The organism is Frankia sp. AiPa1, assembly GCF_023243075.1.
GTDB lineage: Bacteria > Actinomycetota > Actinomycetes > Frankiales > Frankiaceae > Frankia.
Genome location: NZ_JALKFZ020000141.1, coordinates 15,423 through 38,409, shown reverse-complemented (window position 1 = coordinate 38,409; position 22,987 = coordinate 15,423). Strand labels below are relative to the sequence as shown.

Annotated in this window: 19 protein-coding genes; 11 read left to right on the top strand and 8 right to left on the bottom strand. The window is 72.3% G+C overall.

Annotated elements, in window-relative coordinates:
- Positions 1 to 117: 117 nt before the first annotated feature.
- The 3 genes from MXD95_RS15310 to MXD95_RS15300 all read right to left on the bottom strand — a co-directional run bounded on the left by MXD95_RS15310 (position 118) and on the right by MXD95_RS15300 (position 4,336).
- Positions 118 to 1,857 carry a GAF domain-containing sensor histidine kinase gene (locus MXD95_RS15310; RefSeq protein ID WP_250641381.1) on the bottom strand — a complete coding sequence of 580 codons (1,740 nt, stop codon included), beginning with the start codon at positions 1,855 to 1,857 and terminating at the stop codon, positions 118 to 120.
- 266 nt (positions 1,858 to 2,123) lie between these two features.
- A complete protein-coding gene (locus MXD95_RS15305) occupies positions 2,124 to 2,675 on the bottom strand; it encodes a nucleoside/nucleotide kinase family protein (RefSeq protein ID WP_250641297.1) in 552 nt (183 codons plus the stop codon).
- A complete protein-coding gene (locus tag MXD95_RS15300; protein ID WP_250641296.1) occupies positions 2,672 to 4,336 on the bottom strand; it encodes an MFS transporter in 1,665 nt (554 codons plus the stop codon). Before MXD95_RS15300 ends, MXD95_RS15305 begins: the two co-directional genes overlap by 4 nt.
- Positions 4,337 to 4,664: 328 nt before the next feature.
- Here MXD95_RS15300 and MXD95_RS15295 point away from each other — a divergent pair, with 328 nt between their 5' ends.
- Positions 4,665 to 5,381, top strand: coding sequence for a TetR/AcrR family transcriptional regulator (locus tag MXD95_RS15295; RefSeq protein ID WP_250641295.1), 717 nt, complete (start codon positions 4,665 to 4,667; stop codon positions 5,379 to 5,381).
- Here the strand turns inward: MXD95_RS15295 and hslR are convergent.
- The gene (gene hslR, locus MXD95_RS29670) at positions 5,298 to 6,032 is read right to left on the bottom strand and encodes an Hsp15 family ribosome-associated heat shock protein (protein ID WP_480024070.1); all 735 of its coding nucleotides are present in this window, start codon (positions 6,030 to 6,032) and stop codon (positions 5,298 to 5,300) included. The two genes, MXD95_RS15295 and hslR, sit on opposite strands and share 84 nt — an antisense overlap.
- Before the next feature lie 232 nt (positions 6,033 to 6,264).
- A complete protein-coding gene (locus MXD95_RS15285) occupies positions 6,265 to 7,113 on the bottom strand; it encodes a YdcF family protein (RefSeq protein WP_250641294.1) in 849 nt (282 codons plus the stop codon).
- 245 nt (positions 7,114 to 7,358) lie between these two features.
- On the opposite strand from MXD95_RS15285, the gene MXD95_RS15280 reads away from it, so the two are divergent.
- The 5 genes from MXD95_RS15280 (at position 7,359) to MXD95_RS15260 (ending at position 11,536) form a co-directional block, all read left to right on the top strand.
- Positions 7,359 to 8,243 (top strand): TIGR03621 family F420-dependent LLM class oxidoreductase, encoded by an 885-nt coding sequence (locus MXD95_RS15280; RefSeq protein WP_250641293.1) that lies wholly within the window; start codon positions 7,359 to 7,361, stop codon positions 8,241 to 8,243.
- 142 nt (positions 8,244 to 8,385) lie between these two features.
- The gene (locus MXD95_RS15275; RefSeq protein ID WP_250641292.1) at positions 8,386 to 9,174 is read left to right on the top strand and encodes a class I SAM-dependent methyltransferase; all 789 of its coding nucleotides are present in this window, start codon (positions 8,386 to 8,388) and stop codon (positions 9,172 to 9,174) included.
- 394 nt (positions 9,175 to 9,568) lie between these two features.
- Complete coding sequence (locus MXD95_RS15270; RefSeq protein WP_250641291.1) at positions 9,569 to 9,802, top strand: hypothetical protein; 234 nt, start codon at positions 9,569 to 9,571, stop codon at positions 9,800 to 9,802.
- Positions 9,803 to 9,951: 149 nt separating this feature from the next.
- The gene (locus MXD95_RS15265) at positions 9,952 to 10,719 is read left to right on the top strand and encodes an SDR family NAD(P)-dependent oxidoreductase (protein WP_250641290.1); all 768 of its coding nucleotides are present in this window, start codon (positions 9,952 to 9,954) and stop codon (positions 10,717 to 10,719) included.
- A gap of 100 nt (positions 10,720 to 10,819) precedes the next feature.
- Positions 10,820 to 11,536: a DUF1003 domain-containing protein gene (locus MXD95_RS15260; protein WP_250641289.1), complete on the top strand. Its 717-nt coding sequence runs from the start codon at positions 10,820 to 10,822 to the stop codon at positions 11,534 to 11,536.
- Here the strand turns inward: MXD95_RS15260 and MXD95_RS15255 are convergent.
- Both MXD95_RS15255 and MXD95_RS15250 read right to left on the bottom strand, forming a co-directional pair.
- A complete protein-coding gene (locus MXD95_RS15255) occupies positions 11,457 to 13,364 on the bottom strand; it encodes a DUF2142 domain-containing protein (protein WP_250641288.1) in 1,908 nt (635 codons plus the stop codon). The genes MXD95_RS15260 and MXD95_RS15255 overlap by 80 nt on opposite strands.
- A gap of 583 nt (positions 13,365 to 13,947) precedes the next feature.
- Positions 13,948 to 14,232: a hypothetical protein gene (locus MXD95_RS15250; protein ID WP_250641287.1), complete on the bottom strand. Its 285-nt coding sequence runs from the start codon at positions 14,230 to 14,232 to the stop codon at positions 13,948 to 13,950.
- Here MXD95_RS15250 and MXD95_RS15245 point away from each other — a divergent pair.
- Positions 14,210 to 17,014 carry a SulP family inorganic anion transporter gene (locus MXD95_RS15245; protein ID WP_518455748.1) on the top strand — a complete coding sequence of 935 codons (2,805 nt, stop codon included), beginning with the start codon at positions 14,210 to 14,212 and terminating at the stop codon, positions 17,012 to 17,014. The genes MXD95_RS15250 and MXD95_RS15245 overlap by 23 nt on opposite strands.
- A gap of 47 nt (positions 17,015 to 17,061) precedes the next feature.
- Here MXD95_RS15245 and MXD95_RS15240 read toward each other — a convergent pair whose 3' ends face one another.
- The gene (locus MXD95_RS15240) at positions 17,062 to 19,782 is read right to left on the bottom strand and encodes a HelD family protein (protein ID WP_374122039.1); all 2,721 of its coding nucleotides are present in this window, start codon (positions 19,780 to 19,782) and stop codon (positions 17,062 to 17,064) included.
- A 377-nt stretch (positions 19,783 to 20,159) separates the two neighbouring features.
- Here MXD95_RS15240 and MXD95_RS29665 point away from each other — a divergent pair, with 377 nt between their 5' ends.
- From MXD95_RS29665 to MXD95_RS15220, 4 genes are all read left to right on the top strand, one after another.
- On the top strand, positions 20,160 to 20,483 hold the full coding sequence (locus tag MXD95_RS29665) for a cytochrome P450 (RefSeq protein ID WP_285223647.1): 324 nt from the start codon (positions 20,160 to 20,162) through the stop codon (positions 20,481 to 20,483).
- Between the two features lie 537 nt (positions 20,484 to 21,020).
- Entirely contained in the window at positions 21,021 to 21,272 is a 252-nt protein-coding gene (locus MXD95_RS15230) for a hypothetical protein (protein WP_250641284.1), read from the top strand.
- A gap of 192 nt (positions 21,273 to 21,464) precedes the next feature.
- Entirely contained in the window at positions 21,465 to 21,953 is a 489-nt protein-coding gene (locus tag MXD95_RS15225; protein ID WP_250641283.1) for an SRPBCC family protein, read from the top strand.
- Between the two features lie 118 nt (positions 21,954 to 22,071).
- On the top strand, positions 22,072 to 22,926 hold the full coding sequence (locus MXD95_RS15220) for a glycosyltransferase (protein ID WP_250641282.1): 855 nt from the start codon (positions 22,072 to 22,074) through the stop codon (positions 22,924 to 22,926).
- The last annotated feature ends 61 nt before the right edge of the window (positions 22,927 to 22,987 follow it).

The window sequence follows — 22,987 nt, the reverse complement described above, 5'->3', positions numbered from 1 at the left end:
TCCACGTAACAGACACGGCGCTCCGCCTGCGGCCGATACTCTCCGGCGGTTGCGTCCAGGCCGGGGAAAGCCCGCCTGGCCAGGCCTCCCTTGGCTGGGGCGGGCGGCGGGACGGGGTCAGCCGGTGGGGACGGACCAGTGGACCCGGGTGCCGCCGCCGGGCGCGGACTCGAGGCGGAAGGTGCCGCCGAGGCCCTCAGCCCGACTGCGCAGGTTCGCCAGCCCGCTGCGCCGGGTGGTTGGTCCCAGCCCCACGCCGTCGTCGACGACGTCGACGGTGACCTGACCGTCGGCGGCCCGCACCGTGACCTCGACGGCGTGGGCATCGGCATGCCGGGCCGCGTTGGACAGTGTCTCGCGCACCACCGCGGTCAGATGATCACCGACGGTCGCGTCGATCGCGCTGTCAACCGGGCCGTCCAGATGCAGGCGAGGAGTGAACCCGAACGCGTCCGCCATGTCGTCGATGATCCCGAGGATCTTGGCCCGCAGGCCGCTGCCGGTGGCCGGGGTGGAGCGTCCCCGCAGCTCGAAGATGGTCTGGCGGATCTCGCGGACGGTCTCGTCGAGGTCCTCCACGTAGGTGTTCATCCGCTCGGCGCGTTCGGGCCGTTCCTCGCTCGCCGCCAGGCCCTGCAGGCCCATCGCCACGGCGAACAGCCGTTGCATCACGTGGTCATGCAGATCGCGGGCGATGCGGTCGCGATCCTCGAGCAGCGACAGCCGCCCGCGCGCGGCCCGGGAGCGGGCAAGCTCCAGGGCGAGCGCGACATGGGCGGCGAACGCGGCGGCAAGCTCCAGGTCCTCATCGGAGAACGTGCCGCTGCCGCGACGACGGCCCAGCACCAGCGCGCCGGAGGTGACCTGTGAGGCGATCAGCGGCACGATCATGATCGGGCCGACGTCGAGCCCATCGACCTCCGAGCCGCCGAGGGCACGCACGTCCGCGACGACCAGCGGTGCCCGGTTGCGCACGGCCTGGCCAGCCAGGGAGTCGTCCATCGGCACCCGCCGGGCCCGCAGCAGGTCGGCATCGTGTCCCTCGGCGACGTCGTAGGCCAGTGCCCCCGCCGCCGGGTCGCACAGGGCGAGTGCGGTGGTGTCCGCGCGGGCGACGTCGCCGGCCCGCAGCACGATCAGTTCCAGCGTGTCGGCGCCGTCGGCGAGCAGATGCCGGGTGATGTCCGCGGAGGCCTGCGACCACAGCTGGCGGTGCTGCGCCTCGCCGAACAGCCGGGCGTTGTCGATGGCGACGCCCGCGTTGGCGGCCAAGGCCTGGACGAGCTCCTCGTCCTCGGCGGTGAACAGCCGCCCGCCGCGCTTCTCGGTCAGGTAGAGGTTGCCGAAGATCTCGTTGCGCACCCGGATCGGCACGCCGAGGAAGCCCTCCATCGGCGGGTGACCGGCCGGAAATCCGACCGCCTGGGGATGATGGGCGATGTCGTCGAGGCGGACCGCGGCCGGCTCCGCGGTAAGCACCCCGAGCACCCCGTCGCCGCGGGGAGTGCGTCCGATCGCCTCGACGATCCCCGGGTCCATGCCGACATGGATGAACTGCTCGAGATGGCCGTCGCGGGCGATCACCCCGAGGGCGCCGTACCGGGCGTCGACCAGCTCGCATGCCGACTCCACGATGCGACGCAGCACGACGTCCAGGCTGAGATCGGCGGTGATCACGCGGTTGGCGCGCAGCAGGCCGCGCAGACGGCCCTGGGTGGCCAGCACGTCCTGGGCCCGGTCGACCAGCTGGGCGAGCAGCTCGTCGAGCTCGAGCCGGGCGACCGCCGGGAAGATCAGATCACCCGGCGCCGCCGGAACGACACCGCTACCTCCCTGGTGACCTACCGAGCCGTCCATCGATCCGTCTATCGAGCCCTGGTCGGCCTCCGGGTGACGTGACGGCCAGTCGTCCGTCGTGGGCATCGCGTAGCCCTCCCGTCCACCCCTCACGGTGACCGCCCCTGCGGCAGCCCGGCATGGCAATCCTGTCCCTGCGCGATCGTCCCCTGTGATCCTGTGCCGCGGGCCGCCATGCTGCCCAGGGACCTACGGCCCGCAGCCCAGAGCCGTTGCGACCGACGTCCCCGACCGGGCCGGCCCGCGTGGGGTAGTCGCGCCGCCGGTCAAGGTCCGGTGTGCAGCACGATGTCGGCGCGGGCGCGCGGATCGTCCTGGGCGAGCAGCGTGGCCTCCTGCTCGGCCCAGGCGTCCCAGTGGCCGGCGTAGCCGTCGCCGTCGCGGGCGAGGGCGCGCTCGCGCCGTAGCGCCCGCGGCGCCTCCAGCCAGACCAGCAGACTCAGGTACGGTGCCACCGCCTGGGCGCCGGCACCGACTCCCTCGACGACGAGGAGCCCGCCTCGCACGTCCAGCGGGCGGGGGTCCCGCCAGACCCCGGCCGTCCAGTCGTAGCGCGGTACCCGTGGATTGCGTCCGGCGGCGAGCGGGGCGAGCACGTCGGCGACCAGCCGCCCGACCCCGGCGGCCAGGCCGTCCCAGCCGCCGTAGAGATCCTCCAGGTTCACGCATGGTGCGGGCAGAGCGGCACACAGCCGGGCAGCGAGCGTGCTCTTGCCCGCGCCCGAGCATCCGTCGAGGCCGAGTACCCGCACGCCGCCCGCTCCCGGCGGCGCGGACCGCAACGCCGCCGCGATCCGGGCCACCTGCGCGTCAGTCACGCGTGCCGCGGCGTCGCGGTGGTTGCCGTGGCCGGGTCGGGCGCCCCGGGCTGGGTTGGCGTGCCGGGCTGGGTTGGCGTGCCGGCTGCGTCCACCGCGTCCACCGCGTCCACCGCGTCCACCGCGTCCGCCGGGGCCGGCGGGGCCGGCGCGGGAGCGTTGCCGATGAAGTCCTTGCGCCGGATGAGCGCCAGGGCGAACACCCCGCCGACGAGCGCGACGACGGCAGCCACCACGAGCAGGTCGTTGATCGCCCCGGCGAACCCGGAACGGATCGCGGTGCCCAGCATCGGGCGGGTGTTCGGAGCGGTGGCCGAGAAGATCTGGTCGGCATCGCCCTGGCGCAGTGCGTCGGCGATCCGGTCGCCCTGGCCCTGCAGCGCCGGGACGGTGTCGAGCGCGCCGTTGATGCCGCTCGCCAGCTTCGACGAGAAGATCGACCCCAGGGCCGCGATGCTGATCGCCATGCCGATCTGGCGGAACGTCGTGTTCGCGCCGGAAGCCATGCCCGAGCGGGCGGGCGGGACCACACCCACGGCGGTGGAGGCCAGCGGCGGGTTGACCATCCCGCTGCCGAAGCCCGCGACGAGGAAGCCCGGGATCAGGTGCGTCCAGTCGCTGCCGGCGTCCAGCCCGGTCATGAGCAGCAGACCCACCCCGGTCAGCAGCAGGCCCGGGCCGACCAGGAAGCGGGTCGGTACCGTGCTGGACAACCGGCCGGCCGCGGTCGAGGCGATCAATGCCGTCATGCTGACCAGCAGCATCCGCAGACCGGTGCCGAGCGCGGAGTAGCCCAGGTCGTTCTGCAGGAACAGCACCAGGTAGACGAACATCGCGTACAGCGAGCCGTTCATCGTCATCGCCGCGAGCGAGCCACCGAGGAAGGTCGGTGTGCGTAGCAACGACAGGTCGAACATCGGATGGGCGACCCGCGACTCCACCAGGGCGAACACGACGACCATGACCGCGCCACCCACGATGCAGGCCAGCACGGCGGTCTCGGTCCAGCCGTGCTCGCCCGCGCGGATCAGCCCGTAGACCAGGGCGACGAGCCCCGAGGTGAGGCTGGCGAAGCCGGCCCAGTCCGGCCGGTTCGCCACCGGAGGGCGGGACTCCTCGACCTTCCGCAGCGTCAGCACGACGGCGGCGACGCCGATCGGCACGTTGACCAGGAAGATGCCCCGCCAGCTGATCCCGGTGGTGATCAGCCCGCCGAGGATCGGCCCGAGCGACGTGGCGATGCCGACGACCGCGCCCCATATGCCGAAGGCGACACCCCGGTCGCGACCACGGAAACTGTGGGCGAGCAACGCCAGCGACGTCGCGAACAGGATCGCGCCGCCGACTCCCTGTACACCACGGGAGACGATCAGCATCAGCGCCGACTGGGCGAGGCCGCACAGCAGCGAGCCGACGGTGAACACGGCGAAGCCGATGACGAACAGCAGCCGCCGTCCGTACAGGTCGGCGAGCGAGCCGGCGGTCAGCAGCAGCGAGGCGAGGGTCAGGGCGTAGGCGTCGATGACCCACTGCACGTCGGCGAATCCGGCGTCCAGACCGGTCTGAATCTCGGGCAGCGCGACGATCACGATCGTGACGTCGAGCAGCAGCATGAACGTGGCGCCGCAGACGACCAGCAGCGTCCACCATTTCCGATCCATGGTTCTCCCCGGGGCCCTGTGGCCGCTGTCCGGCATGGCATGCCATCGCGGCGGGTCGTGGTGGTGGCGTGCCCGGGTGACGGCGCGGCGAACGGTGCGCCACCTGCCGGACGCGGTCAGACTACGGAGGGAATGACCGTCGGTCAATCCACTGACTTCCGGTCAGTGGATTGACCGGGAGTCGGTCCCGCGCGGTAAGCTGGCGCCAGCACGGTGCGGCGACGTGAACGGCGCGGTAAGCGTGAACGGCGCAGTGAGGTAGACAGGGCACACGGATCCTGGGGAAGGGAAGCTTTCCCCAGGTGTTGTGGAGCGGCTGGGAGGTGGCGTGTCCAGGTACCGGTCGGCCGACGAGCGACGCGCACAGCTGATGACCGCCGGCGGGGAGCTGTTCGCGGCCAAGGGATACTCGGCCACCACGCTCGAGGACATCACCCGCCGGGCCGGCGTGTCGAAGGGCCTGTTTTACCAGTACTTCCCCTCCAAGGAGGAGCTGGTGTTCGCCCTGCAGGACAAGGCCTCCCTGGAGTTCGCGGCCCGGCTCAGGGCCGCCGCGGCCGCCCGGGCCGACTGGGCGGGCAAACTTGATGCCGTCGTGCTTGTCTGCTTCGAGCATTTCGCCGGCTGCGACTCGGCGGGCGCAGCTCTGTTCCGGGGCCTGCCGGAGGAGCCCGCCGACCCACGCAGTCCCGCGTCCTCCGGCCACCGGGCCGCTCACCAGCACCTGGTCGAGGCGATCGGTGGCCTGCTGCGCGCCGGGGTCGCCGCCGGCGCCTACCGGATCGACGACGTCGAGGCAACCGCGCTGTTGTTCCTCACCGCCCTGCATGCCTTCGTCCGCGCCCTGCGGCATGGTGCGGACAGCGTCAGCGATGAACGGCTCGTCGACGCTGCCCAGCACCTCCTGCGCGGCGCCACCGGCGTTTCAGCGCCGGCCGGGGCCTCAGTGTCCACCGGCGTTTCAGTGCCCGCCGGGGTCTCGATGCCGGCCGGCGCGCCCGCACCTTCCGGGGTCGCCGCACTGCCTGGTGCCACCGTCGCCTGACCCCACCGTCGCCTGACCCCACCGTCGCCTGACCCCACCGTCGCGCCATGCGACCGTTGCGCGCTGCTGATGGGCGGGGATGTCGCTTCTACCGGGTTTTTCGTCCGATTTGCCCCTTCGTAACCCTGTAGAAGCGACATGGAGAGTTGCGGGGGCCGATCCGTCGTCACGCGCAGCGGCGAGGAGGGCGGTCCCTAGGGCTCCAGGGTGTCCTGCGGCGGGAGCCAGGGGGGGTGAGCTGTCCTGCGGGACTCCGCCCGGCGAGACACTGCCCCGCGAGACACTGCCCCGCAGGCGTTCCAGGGCGCGGCGATCGCGTTTGGTGGGGCGCCCCGCGCCGCGGTCGCGGGCGGCGACCAGCGGTGCCGGCTGCCGTTCGACCGGCGGGCTGTGGTCGGTGTAGCACTCGGCGGCGACGGGCGCACCGACCCGACTGCGCACCACCCGGGTGATCACGACGACACGTTCCCGCCCGGCCAGACGCACCCGGATCTCGTCCCCGGGACGGACCGCGTGGGCCGGCTTCACCCGCTCCCCGTTGACCCGTACGTGGCCGGCGCGACACGCGTCCGTCGCCTGGGAACGGGTCTTCACCAGCCGTACGCACCAGATCCACGTGTCGACCCGGGCGGAGTCCTGCGGTGGAGCCATGATCTGACTCTACGAACCGGACCGCCCGGACGCGCACCGCCCGGCCAGGGCGCGCCGGATCGGCGTGCCTCCCCTTGCCCCACTCGCCCCGGCTCACGTGGATCCAGGCTCATGCGGCCTGGATCCAGCGACCTCAGATCCACCGACCACTCTGAGCACTTCGTCCGCCGTCCAGAGCGGTGAGCTCGGGTCGGCCAGCAGATGGGCGGCCGACCCGGAGAACTGGCCGAGGTCAGGCCGGCGGGTACAGCCGCGCGCGCAGCCGGCGCATCGGCGGCCTGGTGACCGCGTAGACGGCGGTCGGCACCTTGAGCCGCCAATGGTCGAACGGGCGGTAGTCGTCGGCCGGCACCAGCCGGGTGGCCAGATCCGGCCGCTGGCGGTGCAGGTAGAGCCGTCCGCGGGCGGCGTGCAGCGGGTCGGAGGCGATCGCGATGGTCCGCGCGGGCTCCAGCCACGGCAACGAGAACGCGATGTTCTCCCAGGTGCTCTTGGCCGAGGTCTCCAGCCGGATCCGGTGCGCGGGCACCCCAAGGACGTCGCGGGCATAGGCGGCCATCGTCTCGGCCTCGGTCGGCGCCCCCGCCGGGCCGCCGCCGCTGAAGATCAGCAGGCTGTCTCCGCCGGGTTCGAGTGAACGCACCCCGATCTCGGTGCGCCACCGCTGCAGTGGCCGCAGACTGCCCCGGCGGTTCGCCGGGAAACCAAGGACCAGCACGACCTGCGCCCGCCGGTCTGCCTCCGGGCCCGAACCCACCCCGGCGCCCACGCCCACCCCGGCGCCCGAGTCCGCCTGTGCCCCGTCCGCTCGCGTCCCATCCGCCTGTGCCCCGGTCCGCTGTGCCCCGGTCCGCTGTGCCCCGGTCCGCTGTGCCCCGGTCCGCTGTGCCGCGGTCCGCTGTGCCGCGGTCCGCTGGGCCTCGGCCGACGGGGACGGCCCAGTGCCGAGTCGGCGACGGGACGCGAGCCCGTGCAGCAGGTCGGCCAGTCCGACCGTCGTGACGGCGACGGCGACGGTCCCGGCCACTCCGCGCAGCAGACGACGTCCTGACTGCCGACGATCGGAGGTAGGCGCGGGCATCCTCCCATCCAACACCGAGGCTGACCGATTTGGCAGGCTTTGGGAGAGCGGGCGGTGTCCCTCCTCGTTGTCGAGAGCGCTGCGCCGGACAGTAGGGTCATGACGACACAACCGGACGCTCGGACCGACGAACGAACGGATTGGCGAGCCCCGCGGTCGGCGGTCGGCGGTGGCGACGGTCCGGGTGTCGAGGGAAGCCACGCCGCCGTTGGCGCGTGCGCCGCCCGTGATCCGAGAGGGAGACGATGACCGAGCGGCCGTTCCGGTTCGGAGTGAACATCCTCGATCTTCCGGGGCCGCTCGAGGTGGCGGCGCTCGCCCGGCGTGCCGCCGAGCTTGGCTACGACGTTCTGCTCGTGCCGGACCACCTGGGCCTGCCCGCGCCGTTTCCCACCCTGGTCGCCGTGGGTGCCGCGGCGGACCTGCGGGTCGGTACGTTCGTTCTCAACGCCGCCTTCCACAATCCGGCGCTCCTGGCCCGGGAGGTGGCGTCCACGGATGTGCTGACCGGCGGGCGACTCGAGCTCGGCATCGGCACCGGATACGTCGCGGACGAGTTCGCCATGGCCGGCCTCCCCTTCGGCTCGGCCGGTGACCGGGTGGATCGCCTGGTCCAGGTCGTCGACCAACTCGACGAGCACCTCGCCGACCCGGCCGCCGTGCCCCGGCCGGTCCAGTCCCGGGTGCCACTGCTGATCGGCGGCAACGGCGACCGGCTTCTCGCGCTCGCCGCGCGGCGAGCTGACATCGTGGCCTTCACCGCCGCGGCGCCGGACCCGGCGGACCCGAGCGCGTTCCGGCTCCTGACCGCGGAGGCGTTCGCGGAACGGGTCGCCTTCTTCGAGCGTGCTGCCGGCGCGCGTGCCGCCGAGATCGAGCGCAACCTGCTGCTGCAGGTGGTGGCGCCCACCGACGACCGTGCGGCCCGGCTGGCCGCCAAGGCCGACCAGCTGCCGTACCTGACTCCCGCCCAGCTCGACGCCGCGCCCACCCTGCTCGTCGGCACGGTGGAACAGATGGCCACCCAGCTGCGTGCGCTGCGGGCCCGTCTCGGCATCAGTTACCTCACCGTCCTGCACCCCGCGCTGGAGCAGTTCGCGCCGGTCATCGCCGCCCTGCGCGCCGCCTGACCCGGCCCCGGGGCGCTTCCCGCCCGGGCGGTCGGCGCTGGCGGTCCGTCGGCCTTCGGAGCCGCTGGCCCCTCATGATCGGGCCGAGGCGGCGGTCGGATAACCGTTGGGAATCCGTTCGGGGAGCTGGGACGATGCGACCATGGCGCAGGCAGACCCGGTGGCCTCGCCGGAGGCCGGGTTCGACGAGCTGGTGGCACAGGCCACGGCCGTACCGGTCGACGGCTGGGACTTCTCCTGGCTGGAGGGTCGGGCCAGCGAACAGCGGCCCTCCTGGGGATACGCGCGGCTCATGAGCGAGCGGATGGCCCGCGCCGACACGGCGCTCGACATACAGACCGGCGGCGGGGAGGTGCTGGCCGGCGTCCCACAGCTCGCGCGGCGCACCGTCGCGGTCGAGTCCTGGCCGCCCAACCTCGTCCAGGCATCCGCACTGCTGCGCCCACGCGGGGTCTCGATGGTGGCCGCCGACAGCGACCGCACTCTGCCGTTCGCGGACGCCACCTTCGGCCTCGTGGTCAGCCGCCACCCGGTGGTCACCTGCTGGCCGCAGATCGCCCGGGTGCTGCGTCCCGGCGGGCACTACCTCTCCCAGCAGGTCGGCCCGGCCAGCGTGTTCGAGCTGACCGAGCACTTCCTCGGCCCCCAGCCCGCCGAGGTCCGCGCGCGGCGCGATCCCGACGCGGCCCGCGCTGCCGCACAGGCGGCCGGTCTCGACGTCGTGGACCTGCGGGCCGAGACGCTGCACACCGAGTTCCGGGACGTCGGCGCGGTCGTCTACTTCCTGCGCAAGGTCATCTGGATCGTCCCCGGCTTCACCGCCGACCGCCACCGCGAGCGTCTCGCCGACCTGCACCGCCAGATCCGCGACACGGGCCCGTTCACCGCCCGCACCACCCGTTTCCTCATCGAGGCCCGTCGCCCCCGCTGACAGCGCGACCGGCCACGATCCTGGCGGCCGTATTTCGGGCAATGCACCGATTCGCCCGGCCGAGGAGGGTGACAACCGTGGCCGGGAGGGATCTCTGGCGCCTCTGCCGATCCTCTGGTCTCCTCCGCACGAGAACGCCGCCCGAATCCCATGATCGCCGCGCCGTGCAGTCGTTCGCCCGGCAAGATCCGCCTACCCGGGTCGCCGTAGGGGGCAAACCGGACACAGACCCCCCCACGCCGACCTCTTTGGATCTCGGCCTCCGTAGCTCCATCGCGGAGGGTGACTTCAGGCCGCCGAGGCCCTCTCTCGAGGCTCTCCGAAACCCGGATAAGGACCACGAGCGCTGGCTTGCCGCGTCGGCGGCGATCGTATGTGGGAGAGGCGGTCTCTGGTGACCGCGCCTACGCTGGCGACTGCCCACCGGGTGCCGGGGAGATGGCGGCAGTCGGCGGACGATGTTCCGAACAGCGTGGAGCGTGTCCCGCTGGCGGCCAGGCTGGATGGCGACTCGGGCTCGGTCGTCGAGACCCTGGAGCGGTTCTACGAGGAGGTGGTGCAGAACCTCCGCGAGTGGCAGGGGTCCGCGGACGGCGCGACGACGGGTGGCACGGGGCCCGCGGTGTAGGGCTGGGCTGGGGATCTCCGTCGGCGGGGCGGGTGGTTTTGACCTTGCGTGCGCTCGAAGGCATAGCGTCCGCCGGGTGGCTGGGCGGTGCGGCGGGCCATCTGCTCCACCGCCACCACACGGCTTCCGTGCCGAACGAAGGGAGCATCATGACGCAGACGCTGAGCGGGACCGTGGCACTGGTGACGGGGGCGAGCAGCGGGATCGGGGCCGCCACCGGGCGGGAGCTGGCCCGTCAGGGGGCGGCGGTCGCGCTCGTCGCCCGGCGCAAGGAGCGGCTCGACGAGCTCGCCGCCGAGATCCAGGCCGAGAGCGGGCGGGCGGTGGCGATCGCCGCCGACATCACCGAGCAGAACCAGGCGATCGACGCGGTCGAGCGGACCGTGGCCGAGCTCGGTCGCCTGGACACCGTCGTCAACAACGCGGGGGTCATGCTGCTCGGGCCGGTCCTCGGCGCGCCCACCGAGGAGTGGGACCGGATGATCTCCCTGAACCTGCAGGGGCTGCTCTACGTGTCGCACGCGGCGCTGCCGCACCTGGTCACCGCCGCCGGCTCCGGCCCCCGCGAGGTCGCCGACCTGGTCAACATCAGCTCGGTGGCGGGCCGGCGGGCCCAGCCGATGAGCGGTGTGTACAACCTGACGAAGTTCGGGGTGAACGCCTTCACCGAGTCCCTGCGCCAGGAGATCACCGAGCGGTACGTGCGGGTCAGCGTCGTCGAGCCGGGCGCGGTGATCACCGAACTGGTGGACCAGGTGCGCCCGGAGGTCCGGGAGCAGATTCTCGCCAGCCTGGTGGATCAGGAGGAGAGGCTCCTGGCCGAGGACATCGCCGATGGCATCGCCTACATCGTGACCCGTCCGCGCCGGGTGGCGGTCAACGAGCTGCTGATCCGCCCCACCGCGCAACTGCGCTGAACCGCCGAGCGGACGCTGGGAGCTCGGGCGCCGCACCTGTGGCGGTTCTGGCTGGCGGTCATGGCACGGGGAGTTTGGTTCGGGGAGTGGGGCTGCGACCATGGGCGGTATGTGTTCGTCGTCCGCCCCGTCCCCGTTCGGTGCCCCGATGCCCGGCACGCCATCGTCGGGCGGGGGGCCGGGCACCGGCGGGCCGGGCACCAGCGGGCAGAGCAACAGCGGGCGGAGCAACAGCGGGCCGCCGGGCGACGGAACGGCTGCTGACGGACCTTCGGTGGGCGGACCGTCCGTGACGGTGCCGCGGGGGCGGGCGCATCCGGGGGACGGCCGGGGTCATGCCTGGTTGCGGATCCGCGACGAGCGGGCGGTGCTTTCCCGGACCCGATCGGGGCAGGACCGGGCGGCGGACGCGATCACCCGGTTCGCCGGGTCGCTGGTGTTCGTCTACCTGCATGCCGTGTGGTTCGCCGGGTGGATCCTCGTCAACGAGGGGGTGCTCGGCGACGCCGTGGTGTTCGACCGGTTCCCGTTCGGGCTGCTCACCATGATCGTCAGCCTGGAGGCGATCTTCCTGTCGACCTTCGTGATGATCAGCCAGAACCGGGAGTCGGCCCGGCAGGACGTGCGCGCCGAACTCGACTTCGAGACGAACCTGCGCTCCGTGGTGTGGGCGGCGCAGATCGGTCGCGCGCTCGGCATCGACCCGCATGAGGTGGAGCGGAAGGTGCGCGAGGAGGTCACCCGGGCCCGCGCGGAGATCGCCGCAGGCGGTTCGGCGGGGGCGCCCGGCGCTCCTGATCCCCACACCCGGGGATGACGGCGTCGGCGTGCGCCTCCCGTGCGGCGGTGGCAGCGCTGGGAGGCCGATGGAGGGCACGATCGTCGAGTGCGCGGCCGTCGAGGTCAGGGTCGTCGAGGTCGTCGCCGTCGGCCCGGCCGGCCTGGACAGCCAGGCCATCGAGAGCACGGCCCCGGAGCGGGCGGCCGTCGAGCGGGCGGCCTGGGCGGCGCCGGGAGGGAGGACCGTCGGGCGCCCCGGGTGCCGTCGCGGCTGAGTGCTCACCGGTGACCAGGCCCGCGAGGGCGGCACCGAGCAGGCAGGCGCCGCCGGCGAGGGCCACGGCGCCCCACAGCGCCCAGCCGCCGCGCGGCGTCCACTGCGCGTCGTCGAGGAACCAGGCCGGGCCGTGGTCGCCGACCGCGTAGCGCCGTCCGTCGGCCCACAGGCCTGCCAGATGCACCGCGGTGACCAGCAGGAGCACCGCGGCCTGCGTGATCCGCCGTAGAGCCATGGGCAGCCGGTGTGCCTGCCGGGTGACCAGCTCACCGGCGCACAGCGGCACCAGCACGGCCAGTGGCAGCAGATAGCGACCGTAGACCGGGAAGCGGGTCTGGCGCAGCACCAGCACGTCCAGCCCGACGGCGAGGGACGCGGCGCCGAGCAGCACGACGACGAACCCCAGCCGGGTCCGCGCCGAGCCGAGCACGAGCGCGACCACGACGAGCACGACCACCGCGGCCCACCACAGACGGTAGGTGAACGACGGCATCGGCAGGCTCGCCCAGCCGAACACCCCCACCCACTGCCGGGTCCACGCCTGGGCGTCGACGTCCAGCCGGCGCAGTCCCTCGGCGACCACCGCGCGGTGGATTCCCGGATGGGGCTGCACGGCACGCTCCCACAACAGGGTGGCGGTGACGCCGCCCGCCGCCGGGAGCAGCCACAGAATCCGCCAGACGCGCCGACGGTTGGTGCCGTGGTCGTCCGGCGAGCCGGGCGCGGAGCCGGGTGGGTGCGTAGCGGGGAAGGCGACGGCCGGGAACGGGGCGGCGGGGTGGTCGGCGGCGTGGGTCGGCTGGTCGGTTCGGCGCGCGGCGAGCAGCCAGCCGATGACCGGGGCGAGGAGCACCCAGGCCGGACCGGTGGGCCGTGAGAGTGCCACCAGCGCGCCGACGATGCCCGCCGCCGGCCAGGTCCAGGCGGGCGTCCGGCCCGGTCGACCCATCCGCAGTACCGTCGCGTACAGGGCGAGCACACCGGCGATCTCTATGCCGTTCGTGCCGAGCACCGAGCCGAGGAACAGCACCATCGGTGAGGCCGCCAGCAGCACGCCGGCCATGGACACGGCGTCGGCGCGACTGTCCCATCCGGCGGCGAGTGCGAGGGCCAGCAGCACCGAGACCAGCCCGGCGGTCACCGCCCGGCCGGTGTAGAGCGCGCCGAGCGCGGTGTGCGTACGCGCCATGGCCGCGCCGGGCACGGCATACACGTACGGCTCGTAGGTGCCGACATAACTCAGCGCCCGCGTGGCCGCGGGGCGGGTATGCGGCCGGTCGAGGCAGCGCACGGACTTCCCGTTGCGGAACAGGTCGCACGGGAAGTGGGCGGCGCCGGGGTCAAGCCCGGCCGGCAGGCGGAACACCCGGCTGTCGCGGTTGATCCAGGCGATGCGCTCGGGGGCTCCGGGCTGGTTGCCGAAGGCCGGATGGGCCAGCCGGCCCGGGACACCCGTCCACTGACCGGTGCCGGCACCCACCTCCTTGATGAAGTTCGCCGGCTCGTCGGGCCCGAACCCCGGAGCGTTGGTCCCCACCCAGGCAGCGAGCAGCAGAGCGAACCCGGCCATCACCAGGGTCCGTACCACCAGGGTCCGTACCACTGCCGGCCAGCCCCCGTGGAAGGACGATGCCCACCCAAAGTAGGACACCTGGCGAGGATACGGTGAATGTCCGGCGACGAACAGTCGCGGATCGGCTGCGAAGGGCGGTTCAGCCGGCCTGCTCCAGACCCCTTCGCCCGCCGAGCGCCCTGGCCGGGCGGTGGCTCCTGGCCGACGTGGCCATCATCAGAGGTCGTCGGGGAGAGATCGTCCATGGCATGGCCCACGCCTGCCGGGCCTACCTCGAAACGGGTTGAGGATCGCGCGGCCACGGCCGGGCGGCCCTCGGCTCAGGGGACCTTGGCCGGGGCGCATATGGTCGGTTTTATCCGTTATTGCGGGCCATTGAGATCCTGGGATGGACACGCCCGATGCGGTCGAATGGTCACGCGGCGATGATCGATTCCTCACGCACCGAAACTTTCAGGCGACCCGGATCGTTCAACCGGGTACGACATCCGTCACCGCAGGCAGCGGACAGGTGGGGACGAAACGGGTGCCTTGGTGACGATCAGCGGTGTGGCCGCTGGACCATTGCCGTTTCAGGCCTCCCCACCAGGCGCTTCCTCTAGCCCCGTTCCCGAGGAGATGACGTGAGCCCACCCATTCCACCGGCGACGCCGTCAGGAGACCCATCCCCGTCGTCGTCAAGCAGCACCTCGTTCTCGGCCTCGGCGTCGGCTTCGTCGTCGGCCTCGCCCCCCGCGGCCCCAAGCCGGCACAGCCATTCACCGCCGGGCTCGCGCCGGCGTCGGCGAGCAGGCCGAGCCGTCTCGCCGGCTGGCGGCGCCGTCCCGGGCGCTGCCAGCGACGCGCAGGCCTCCCGCGCCATCGCCAGTTCCACGACCGGCATCGATAGCGGTCCTGGCGCGCCGCCAGGCGCGGATGCCGCGCCGCGGGCGTCCTGGCGTCCCGACCTGCAGGCATCGCTGGTCGTGTTCGTCGTCGCCCTGCCGCTCTCGCTCGGCATCGCGGTGGCCTCGGGCGCTCCCGTGGCCGCGGGGCTGCTGGCCGCCGTCATCGGCGGTATCGTCGCCGGCGCGCTGGGTGGCGCCCCGTTGCAGGTCAGCGGCCCGGCCGCTGGCCTCACCGTCATCGTGGCCAACCTGGTCAACACGTATGGCTGGCGGGTCACCTGTCTGATCACCGCGGCGGCCGGCCTGCTGCAGATTCTGCTGGGTCTGGGCCGGATCGCGCGCGCCTCCCTGGCGGTGTCGCCGGCCATCGTGCACGGCATGCTCGGTGGTATCGGTCTGACCATCGTCCTCGGCCAGATCCATGTGGTGCTCGGCGGTTCAGCCGACAGCCACGCCTGGGACAACATCAAGGCGATCCCGGGGGCGGTCGTCGACCCGCACAGCGGGGCGACGACGGTCGGCCTGGTGACGATCGCCGTGATCCTGCTCTGGCCGCGGCTGCCCGAGGCCATACCCACGGTGATCCGCCGTATCCCGGCCTATCTCGTCGCCGTCGTCACCGGTACCGCGTTCGCGGCCGGCGCCGGTTTCGACGTGCCCAGGGTCGAGCTGCCCGCCTCGCTGTTCGACGCGGTCGAGCTCCCCTCTCTGCCGGACGGCGACTGGTCAGGGATCATCCTCGGCGTGGTGACGGTCGCGATCGTGGCCAGCGTGGAGTCACTGCTGTCCGCGGTCGCCGTCGAGCAGCTCGCGACCTCCCGCGGCTGGCGCGGCCCCCGGCTCGACCTCGACCGGGAGCTGATCGGTCAGGGCTCGGCCAACCTGCTGTCCGGCATCATCGGTGGCCTGCCCATCACCGGCGTCATCGTGCGTAGCTCGACGAACGTCGCCTCCGGCGGGCGTACCCGCGCCTCGGCGATCCTGCACGGCGTCTGGATGCTCGGATTCGCGCTGTTCCTCGGCTTCGCCGTCGAGTGGATCCCGCTGGCGGCGCTGGCCGGGCTGCTGGTCGTCGTCGGGCTGCGCCTGGTCGACATCTCCCACCTGCGCCACGTCCGCAGGCACGGTGAGCTGCCGGTCTACGTCGTGACGCTGGCCGGCGTCGTCGGGTTGGACCTGCTCAAGGGGGTGGGCTTGGGCCTGCTCACCGCGCTCGTGCTGGTGCTGCGCCGGGTGCTGTGGTCCAGCGTGCACCTGCAGCGCGACGGCGAGCTGTGGCAGGTGGAGGTAGAGGGGACCCTGAGCTTCCTCGCGCTGCCCCGCCTGGCCCGCGTGCTCGGGCGGATTCCCGCTGGCGTACCCGTGTCGATCGAGCTCATCGTCGACTACCTCGACCATGCCGTCTACGACCATCTGCGGGGCTGGTGCGCGGCCCACGAGGCGTCGGGAGGATCCGTCGACATCGACGAGATCGGCCGTGTCTGGCTGCGCCGAACCGACCTGTCGCAACGTCGCCGGACGGTCGTTCCGCATCTGCCACGCTGGTTCGCCCCCTGGTCGCAGTGGCAGGACGGCACGCCGACGCTGGACGGCACCACCACCACCACCACCACCGCGGCGGCCGGGCCGCGGGTCCGGGATGCCGGTTCCGCGCTCGCCTTCCAACCGTCCCCGGACCATGCGTCGCCCGTGGATCAGACGCCGTCCCCGGATCAGACGCCGTCCCCGGAGCACATGTCGACCCCGGAACAGCCGTCGTACCCGGAACAGCTGTCGTTCCCGGAGCTGATGTCGTCACCGGGCCACGCGTCGGAGGAGGCGACCGGTCCGGCGTCGTGGGCGGGCCGGACGCCGGGAGTTGCCTCGCCGTCCGGCCTCGCCTGGGGAGCGGGGGGTTCGCTGGCCGAGCCCTCGGCGGTGCCGACCCACCCATCGGCACCGCAGCCGCAGACCCGGGCCCAGGCCGACCTCGACCATGTCGGGACGATCATGGTTGGGGTGCGGGAGTTCCACCGCCGTGCCGCACCCCTGCTGCGGGACACCTTCGACGGTCTCGCTGCCGGGCAGGAGCCGGGCGCCCTGTTCCTGACCTGCGCCGACTCGCGGATCGTGCCGAACATCCTCACCAGCAGCGGTCCCGGCGACCTGTTCACCGTGCGTAACGTCGGCAACATCGTGCCTCGACCGCCCGGCGCGTCGCCCGCGTCCGGTGGGATGAACCCGCTGCTCGCCGGCTCGCCGGCCGGCCACGGGACGGGCATGGCCCGCGGCCTTGGCATGGCGGCCGGGGTCGGCATCGGCGCCGCGGCCGAACCCCTCCCCGGGGTGCCCTTCTCCAGCGAACTGTCGGTCACCGCCGCGGTGGACTACGCCGTCGAGGTGCTGCGGGTGCCCGCGATCGTCGTCTGCGGGCACTCGGCCTGTGGCGCTATGAAGGCGCTGCTCGCCGGGTCCGGTAACGGCCCACGCGACTCCGCGCTCGCCGGCTGGCTGGCCCACGCCGCGGCGTCGCTCACCCGCGCCGTGCCGCCCGGTGCGGAGCACCTGCCACCCGTCGAGCGGCTCGGCCGCGCGAACGTCGCCCAGCAGCTGGAGAACCTGCGCGAGCAGCCGACGGTGCGCCGCGCCGTCGACGCGGGCGCGCTGCGCCTGGTCGGCATGTACTTCGACATCGCCGAGGCGCGGATCTCCATCCTGGACGAGGCGACTGGCGGTTTCGTCGACCCGGCGGCGACCCTGGCTCCAGCCACACCGCCGCGGCTGCCGGCCCTGGGATAGCCCGCCGCGGCTGGGCCGGCCCCGATCCAGGTTTCTCGCCCGTCTCGTCACCCCTGCGCGGGGGCGAGACGGGCGAGCATCGGCGCGATCTCGCCGGTGTGCAGAACCCCGAGGCGGTCCGTCGCCCGGGTGAGCGCGACGTACAGATCGTGTGCGCCGCGCGGCGACTCGGCGAGCACGGCGTCCGGGTCGACCAGCAGGACCGAGTCGAACTCCAGCCCTTTGGCCTGGCGAACCTCGAGCACCACGACCGAGGACGTCAGCAGCGCGCCGGGCCCGGCGTCCGCGTCGGGCACGACAGACCGCACCGCGGCCGTCACCTCGGCGATCCGGGAGGCAGGGACGAGGACGGCCAGCCGCCCGGCCCCGCCTGCTGAGGCCGGCTCGGCGCCTCGCCCCGTCGAAGCGGTTCCGTTGGACCTCGCCGAGGCGGGATCGCCGTAGGCCGACCTCCCCGCGGCGGCGAGCCGTGCCAGCTCGGTCAGGACGAACCGGGCTGAGCATGGGCCGAGATCCTGGCCGTCGACCCACTGCCGCCATGGGCGGTGCCCGACCGTGCGCACCGAACGGGGAGGCTGCTGGGGCGGGGACAGCGTCGCCAGCACGTCGGCGGCGACCTCCATGATCTCCGCCGGCGTGCGGTAGTTCACCGTCAGCGTCTCCCACCGCGCCGGCAAACCGGCGGCCGGATAGGGGGCGAGGACCCGCTCCCACGAGGTGGTGCCGGCCGGGTCGCCGGTCTGCGCGACGTCACCGACGATGGTCATCGAGCGGGTCGGGCACCGGCGCATCACCATCCGCCAGGCCATCTCCGACAGTTCCTGCGCCTCGTCGACGACGACATGGCCGAATACCCAGGTCCGGTCGGCCAAGGCGCGCTGCGCGATCGTGCGGGGATCGGAGTCCTCATGCCGTTCGGCCAGCCGGCTGGCGTCGATGAGGTCGACGGCCATCATGATTTCCGGGTCGTCCTCGATGTCGCGGGAGAGAATGTCGAGCACGCCCTGGGCGTAGGCGACCCGGGCGAGCCGTTCGCGCAGCGCCGCGGCCTTCGCGGCCTGATCGTCATCGCCCAGGAGCTCCGCGGCCTCGTCGAGTAGCGGGATGTCCGCCGCGCTCCAGCCGCCGACCGGTCGCGGTCGCGCCGGGCCGCCCGGCGATGCCTGTCCGTCCTCGTCGCCGAGGTCGCGGCCGTCGGGTGCGGTGGGGGCCAGCGCCGGCCCGGCGGGCGCCGACGCGGTGTCGGTCGGCGCGCTGGTCGCTGTGTCGGTTGCCGTGTCGGTTGCCGTGTCGGTCACCGCCCGCAGCTCGCGCAGCCAGTCCTCGTCGTCGGCGTCGTCCTCGGTGAGCGGACGGTGCAACAGGTGCCGCTCGGCGGCGGACAACTGCGGCGCGACCGCGGCGAGCGTGCCGGGGTCGGCGTACAGCTCGGCGACGAGAAGTTCGGGAGTCAGCGTCGGCCACAGCTCCTCGAGGGTGGCCTGCACCGCGGGATCCGCGCGCAGCTCGCGACGCAGCTGGGCGACGTCGTCATCGTCGAGCAGGCTCGAGCCACCCGAACCGGCCGGGGCGAGCAGGTCGAGCGCCTCCGGGTCGGCTTCCAGCACCTGTGCCGTGATCGTCTCGGCCGCGTACCCGTCCGCGACCTGACGAGCCAGCGCCTCGATCACCGCCCGGACGAAGATGGGCCGGGCGTCGTTGTGCAGCTCGCCGGATTCCCGGGCAAGCGACCGTGCGCGTTCACAGGTGGAACGTTCCAGCAGGAGCAGTCGCTCGTCGGTGTGGATCTCCAGAGTGTTCGCGCGGGGCAGACGTTGGCGGTGGCGTACGGCGGCGGCGATGACCTCGGCAAGGTCCGCCCGCCCCTTGAGTTCACTCACCGCCGGCTCGTCGACACGGCGCACCGTCACCCCGGGGTAGAGCGCGTCGACCGTCGCGCTGACAACGCTGGTCTCGCCGAGGGACGGCAACACGTTCTCGATATAGCGCAGGAACGCCGGATGCGGCCCCAGAACGAGAACTCCGCTGCGGGCGAGCCGCTCGCGGTGGGTGTAAAGCAGATAGGCCGCTCGGTGCAGAGCCACCGCGGTCTTTCCCGTACCGGGGCTGCCCTGCACGACGAGGACGCCGCGGTGATCAGATCGAATAATCCGGTCCTGCTCGGTCTGGATGGTCGCGACGATGTCGCTCATCCGGCCGGTGCGGGCCGCATTGAGCGTGGCGAACAACCCTGGCTCGCCGATGAGCGGGGTGGCACCTTCGAGGCCTGCGCTGTCGGACACCGCGCCATCGGACACGGCGCCGTCGGAGGTCGCGCCGTCGGGAGCCGCACTGCCGTGGGGGTCCGCCATCTCGAAGATGTCGTCCTCCAGGCCGGTGACCTCGCGCTGGCGGGTGGCGATGTGTCGCCGCCGCCGCACCCCGAGCCGCTCGGCTCCGGTCGCCGCGTAGAACGGCCGAGCGGCTGGAGTGCGCCAGTCGATCAGCAGGGGCGCGTAGTCGTCGGCCTCGTCGAAGATTCCCATCCGGCCGACGTAGCGCTGCTCGCCGCCGTCGAAGTCCAGCCGGCCGAAGCAGAGTCCGATCTCGGCTGCCCGCAGCCGGGCCAGCGTGGCGGCGCAGTCCGCACTGGCGACCTCCCGTTCGAACCGGGCCCGCGGCAGGCTCTCCGACCGCGCGAGCACTCCACGCAGTCGGACCGAAGTACGCCGGCGCAGATCGTCAAGTCGATCGTAGAGAGCCGAGATGTACGCCTGCTCGGAATCCATGTCCTCGATTGACAAATCGGCCACCCCGCTGCTATTGTGACGGCGCTTGAATCCTCTGTGTTCCTGCCTTCCGGGAAGTATAGTCGGCTACTCCAGGGTCTTCTCGGGTGCCTGTGTGCTGGCGCCGCGAAGTGCTTCGAGCAAATCACGTGATGTCGGTCCGGAATTCGCCCTGCCTTGCCTTTGCGGTATGCCTTAATCGGCGCGGGCCTGGCTCGAAGCCTCGCCGTCGGGCGCGTGCGGACTCGAATCCGGTCTGGTATTTGGGTTCGGATGCACGATGTGGTGCCGCCGAATAGCACCGGTCTCCCTTTCCCTGATGTGCGTACTCCGCCTCCACCGGTGAACGCGTCGAGGTCGAACCGTGGTGAAGCCGGATGCTCACCTCCGAGTTCACCGGCGCCCGGATGCGGCGTCTTGCCGCCCGGGTGTCCGAGATCGTCGAGCAGGCCCTGGGGGACGTCGAGCGGGCGGGGTCGGCCGGTGGATCTGGTGGCGACCGAGCCGTGGGCCATGTCGCCTTCGGCTTCGGGCGGCATCACTGCCTCGGCGCTCCGCTGGCCCGCCTGGAGCTGCGCATCGGCCTGCCCGCACTGCTGCGCCGCTTTCCCGGGCTTGCCCTCGCGGTGCCCTTCGGCGCGGTGGAGTTCCGGACGAACACGGTGGTGTACGGGTTGCGCGCCCTTCCGGTGACGTTCTGACGGTGAGATCGGCCCGGAAGCGAGGTGGCGCGGGCCGTGTTATTCCGTTTTCCGCGCGACCGGAACCAGCTCGGACGGTCTCTTCGTGGATGCCGCTGGCCGAGCTGGGGGAAGTGTCCCGATTTCGCCCGTGTTCTGGTGGCCGGCGTCACTCGAGGCTTCCCGGGCCGGCTCCGGGCGGCCCTGGTCGAGGGGTCTGCCTGCGGATGAGGTGAGCGCCCCGGGTGCCAGGTATCGGGCGGTCGTGGAGTGTGAGGCAGTGGGTAGAACGGCAGTGGACGCTCCGGTTAACGGGTGAATGTGACCGCCGCTACGCGGAATCCGAATTCCGGATGAACCTACTGTGACCCCGGTTACTGACTGGGCCGGCATTGTGAGCGCCATTACTGTGGGCCAGCTCATATAGGTCGACGAATGATGCGGACTGCAGTCCACGTCACGTTGTCCGTTCACCCCGAAGTGCTCGCTCCGGGGGCACAATGATGGTGGGAGATGACAGTGGCCCGTCCTCCCCGGTTTTAAACTCAAGGAGTTCTCATGCGCGTCCACCACAATTCCGTTTCCTCGCTGCGGAGGACGTTCGCCTCGTACCTCGCCGAGCGTGCCGAGCAGCGTGAGCTTGTCAGGCTGCTCGACAACCCCGACCTGTCGCCCGCCGCCCGCCAGGAGATGACCGTGATCATCTTCCGCGCCCAGGGTGCGCAGGACGGGGCGGTCTCCGTTCCCGTGCAGCGCACGGCGGCCGTGCGCCGCTCCCGCGCCGTCACCGGGGCCGCGGTCTCCCGCTGACCGGGAGGCGAGCCGGTCCCGGCTGACCGGCTGACCGGTCCGCTGTGCCGAGCCCGCTGCGATGCCGCCGGGCGGGCGGCGGCGTCGGCCCGCGGGGCCCCGTGTCCCGCCCCGCTGGCCCTGTGCGGGGGCGCCTTCGCGCCGCCGCGCGGGGTTGGCGTTCGGGCTTCCTCGGATGGGAGGATGCCCGGCATGACGACAGTCGAACGGTTCGAGGTGCAGCGAACGATCGCTGCCTCGCCCGCAGCGGTGTTTGCGGTACTGACTGATCCTGCCGGGCACGTGGCGATCGACAGCTCGGGAATGCTTCAGTCCGCCGAGGGGAAGCCGGTCGGTCAGGTTGGCGACACTTTCGTGGTCCATATGGACCGGGAGTCCCTCAACGACTTTCCGCTCGGAAAGTACGACGTCACGGTCGAGATCACCAGGTTCGAGCCGGACGCCCTCATCGAGTGGACCATCGGCGGCAATTTCACCCCGGCGATCAACCACCTGTACGGGTACCAGCTCGAGCCCGCCGAGTCCGGCACGCTCGTCACCTCGTACTACGACTGGAGCCAGATCGGCGACGACTACCGCGGCAAGGGCATCTTCCCGGTGATTCCGGAGGCCGGCCTGCGGGCGACCCTCGGCATCCTTGCCCGCACCGTGGAACAGCCGATCTCCTCCCCATCCCGCTGACGTCCGCGCCCCGGCTGGTGCTGGGCGCGGACGCGGTGGCGACGGTGAACGCATGAGATGGGCGGCATCACCACCGCTCCCGCGCTCCTCAGGGGTCCGTTGAGGTAGCACTGAGGTCGTGCAGCCTCTTTCGGTCGTCCTCGTTCACCGCGACCAGCCCGAGCGACTCGTCGACACGATCGACGCGTTCCGGGCCCAGGACGTTCCCGTCGTGATCACGATTGTCGACAACGGATCCGTGAGCGTGCCGCCGGTCGAGGCCGTCGACGTCACGGTCGTGCGCGCCGGAGCGAACCTGGGCTTCGGCGCGGCCGCCAACATCGGCTACCGCCGGTTCCTGGCCGACGCCGACGCCGGCGACTGGGTGGTGCTCGCGCCGCACGACGCCCTGCCCGAACCGACCTGCCTGAGCCACATGCTGAGCGTGCTCGCGGACCGGCCTCGGGCGGGGCTCGCGTGCGCCGACTTCGGGGACGCCGCGACACCGGTCGTCGACCCGTACCTCGGCGGTATCCTCGTCCCCGCCCGGGTCGACGAGGGCTGGGAGCCGGCCGGACACCCGCACGGCACGCTGATGTTCGCCCACCGTGCCTGCCTGGACCAGGTCGGGATCTTCGACGAGCGCTACTTCGCCTACTGCGAGGAGGCGGACCTCGCGCTGCGCGCCCGCGACGCCGGCTGGGAATGCGGCCTGGTGCGCGGCGCGATGGTGAAGAACCCGCACATCAGCTCGCCGTCGGCGGCCATCGACTACCTCCAGCTGCGCAACACTCTCCTGCTCGTTCGGGAGCACTCAGGCCGCTACCACACGTTCATCCGCTTCTGCATCGCCCTGGTGGAGCTTGGAGTCGGCGCCGTCGCACCCACCCACCGCGGCCCCTACTGGCACCCCGGGGGACGCGTCCGGGGTCTCGCTGACTTCCTGCGCGGGCGTTTCGGCCCTCCGCCCCCGCACCTGCTCACGAAGCGCTGAGCCGCCTACCGATGCGGTGAGGTCCGAGGCGGGCGATCGATGCGGTGGACGTGGTGCAGGG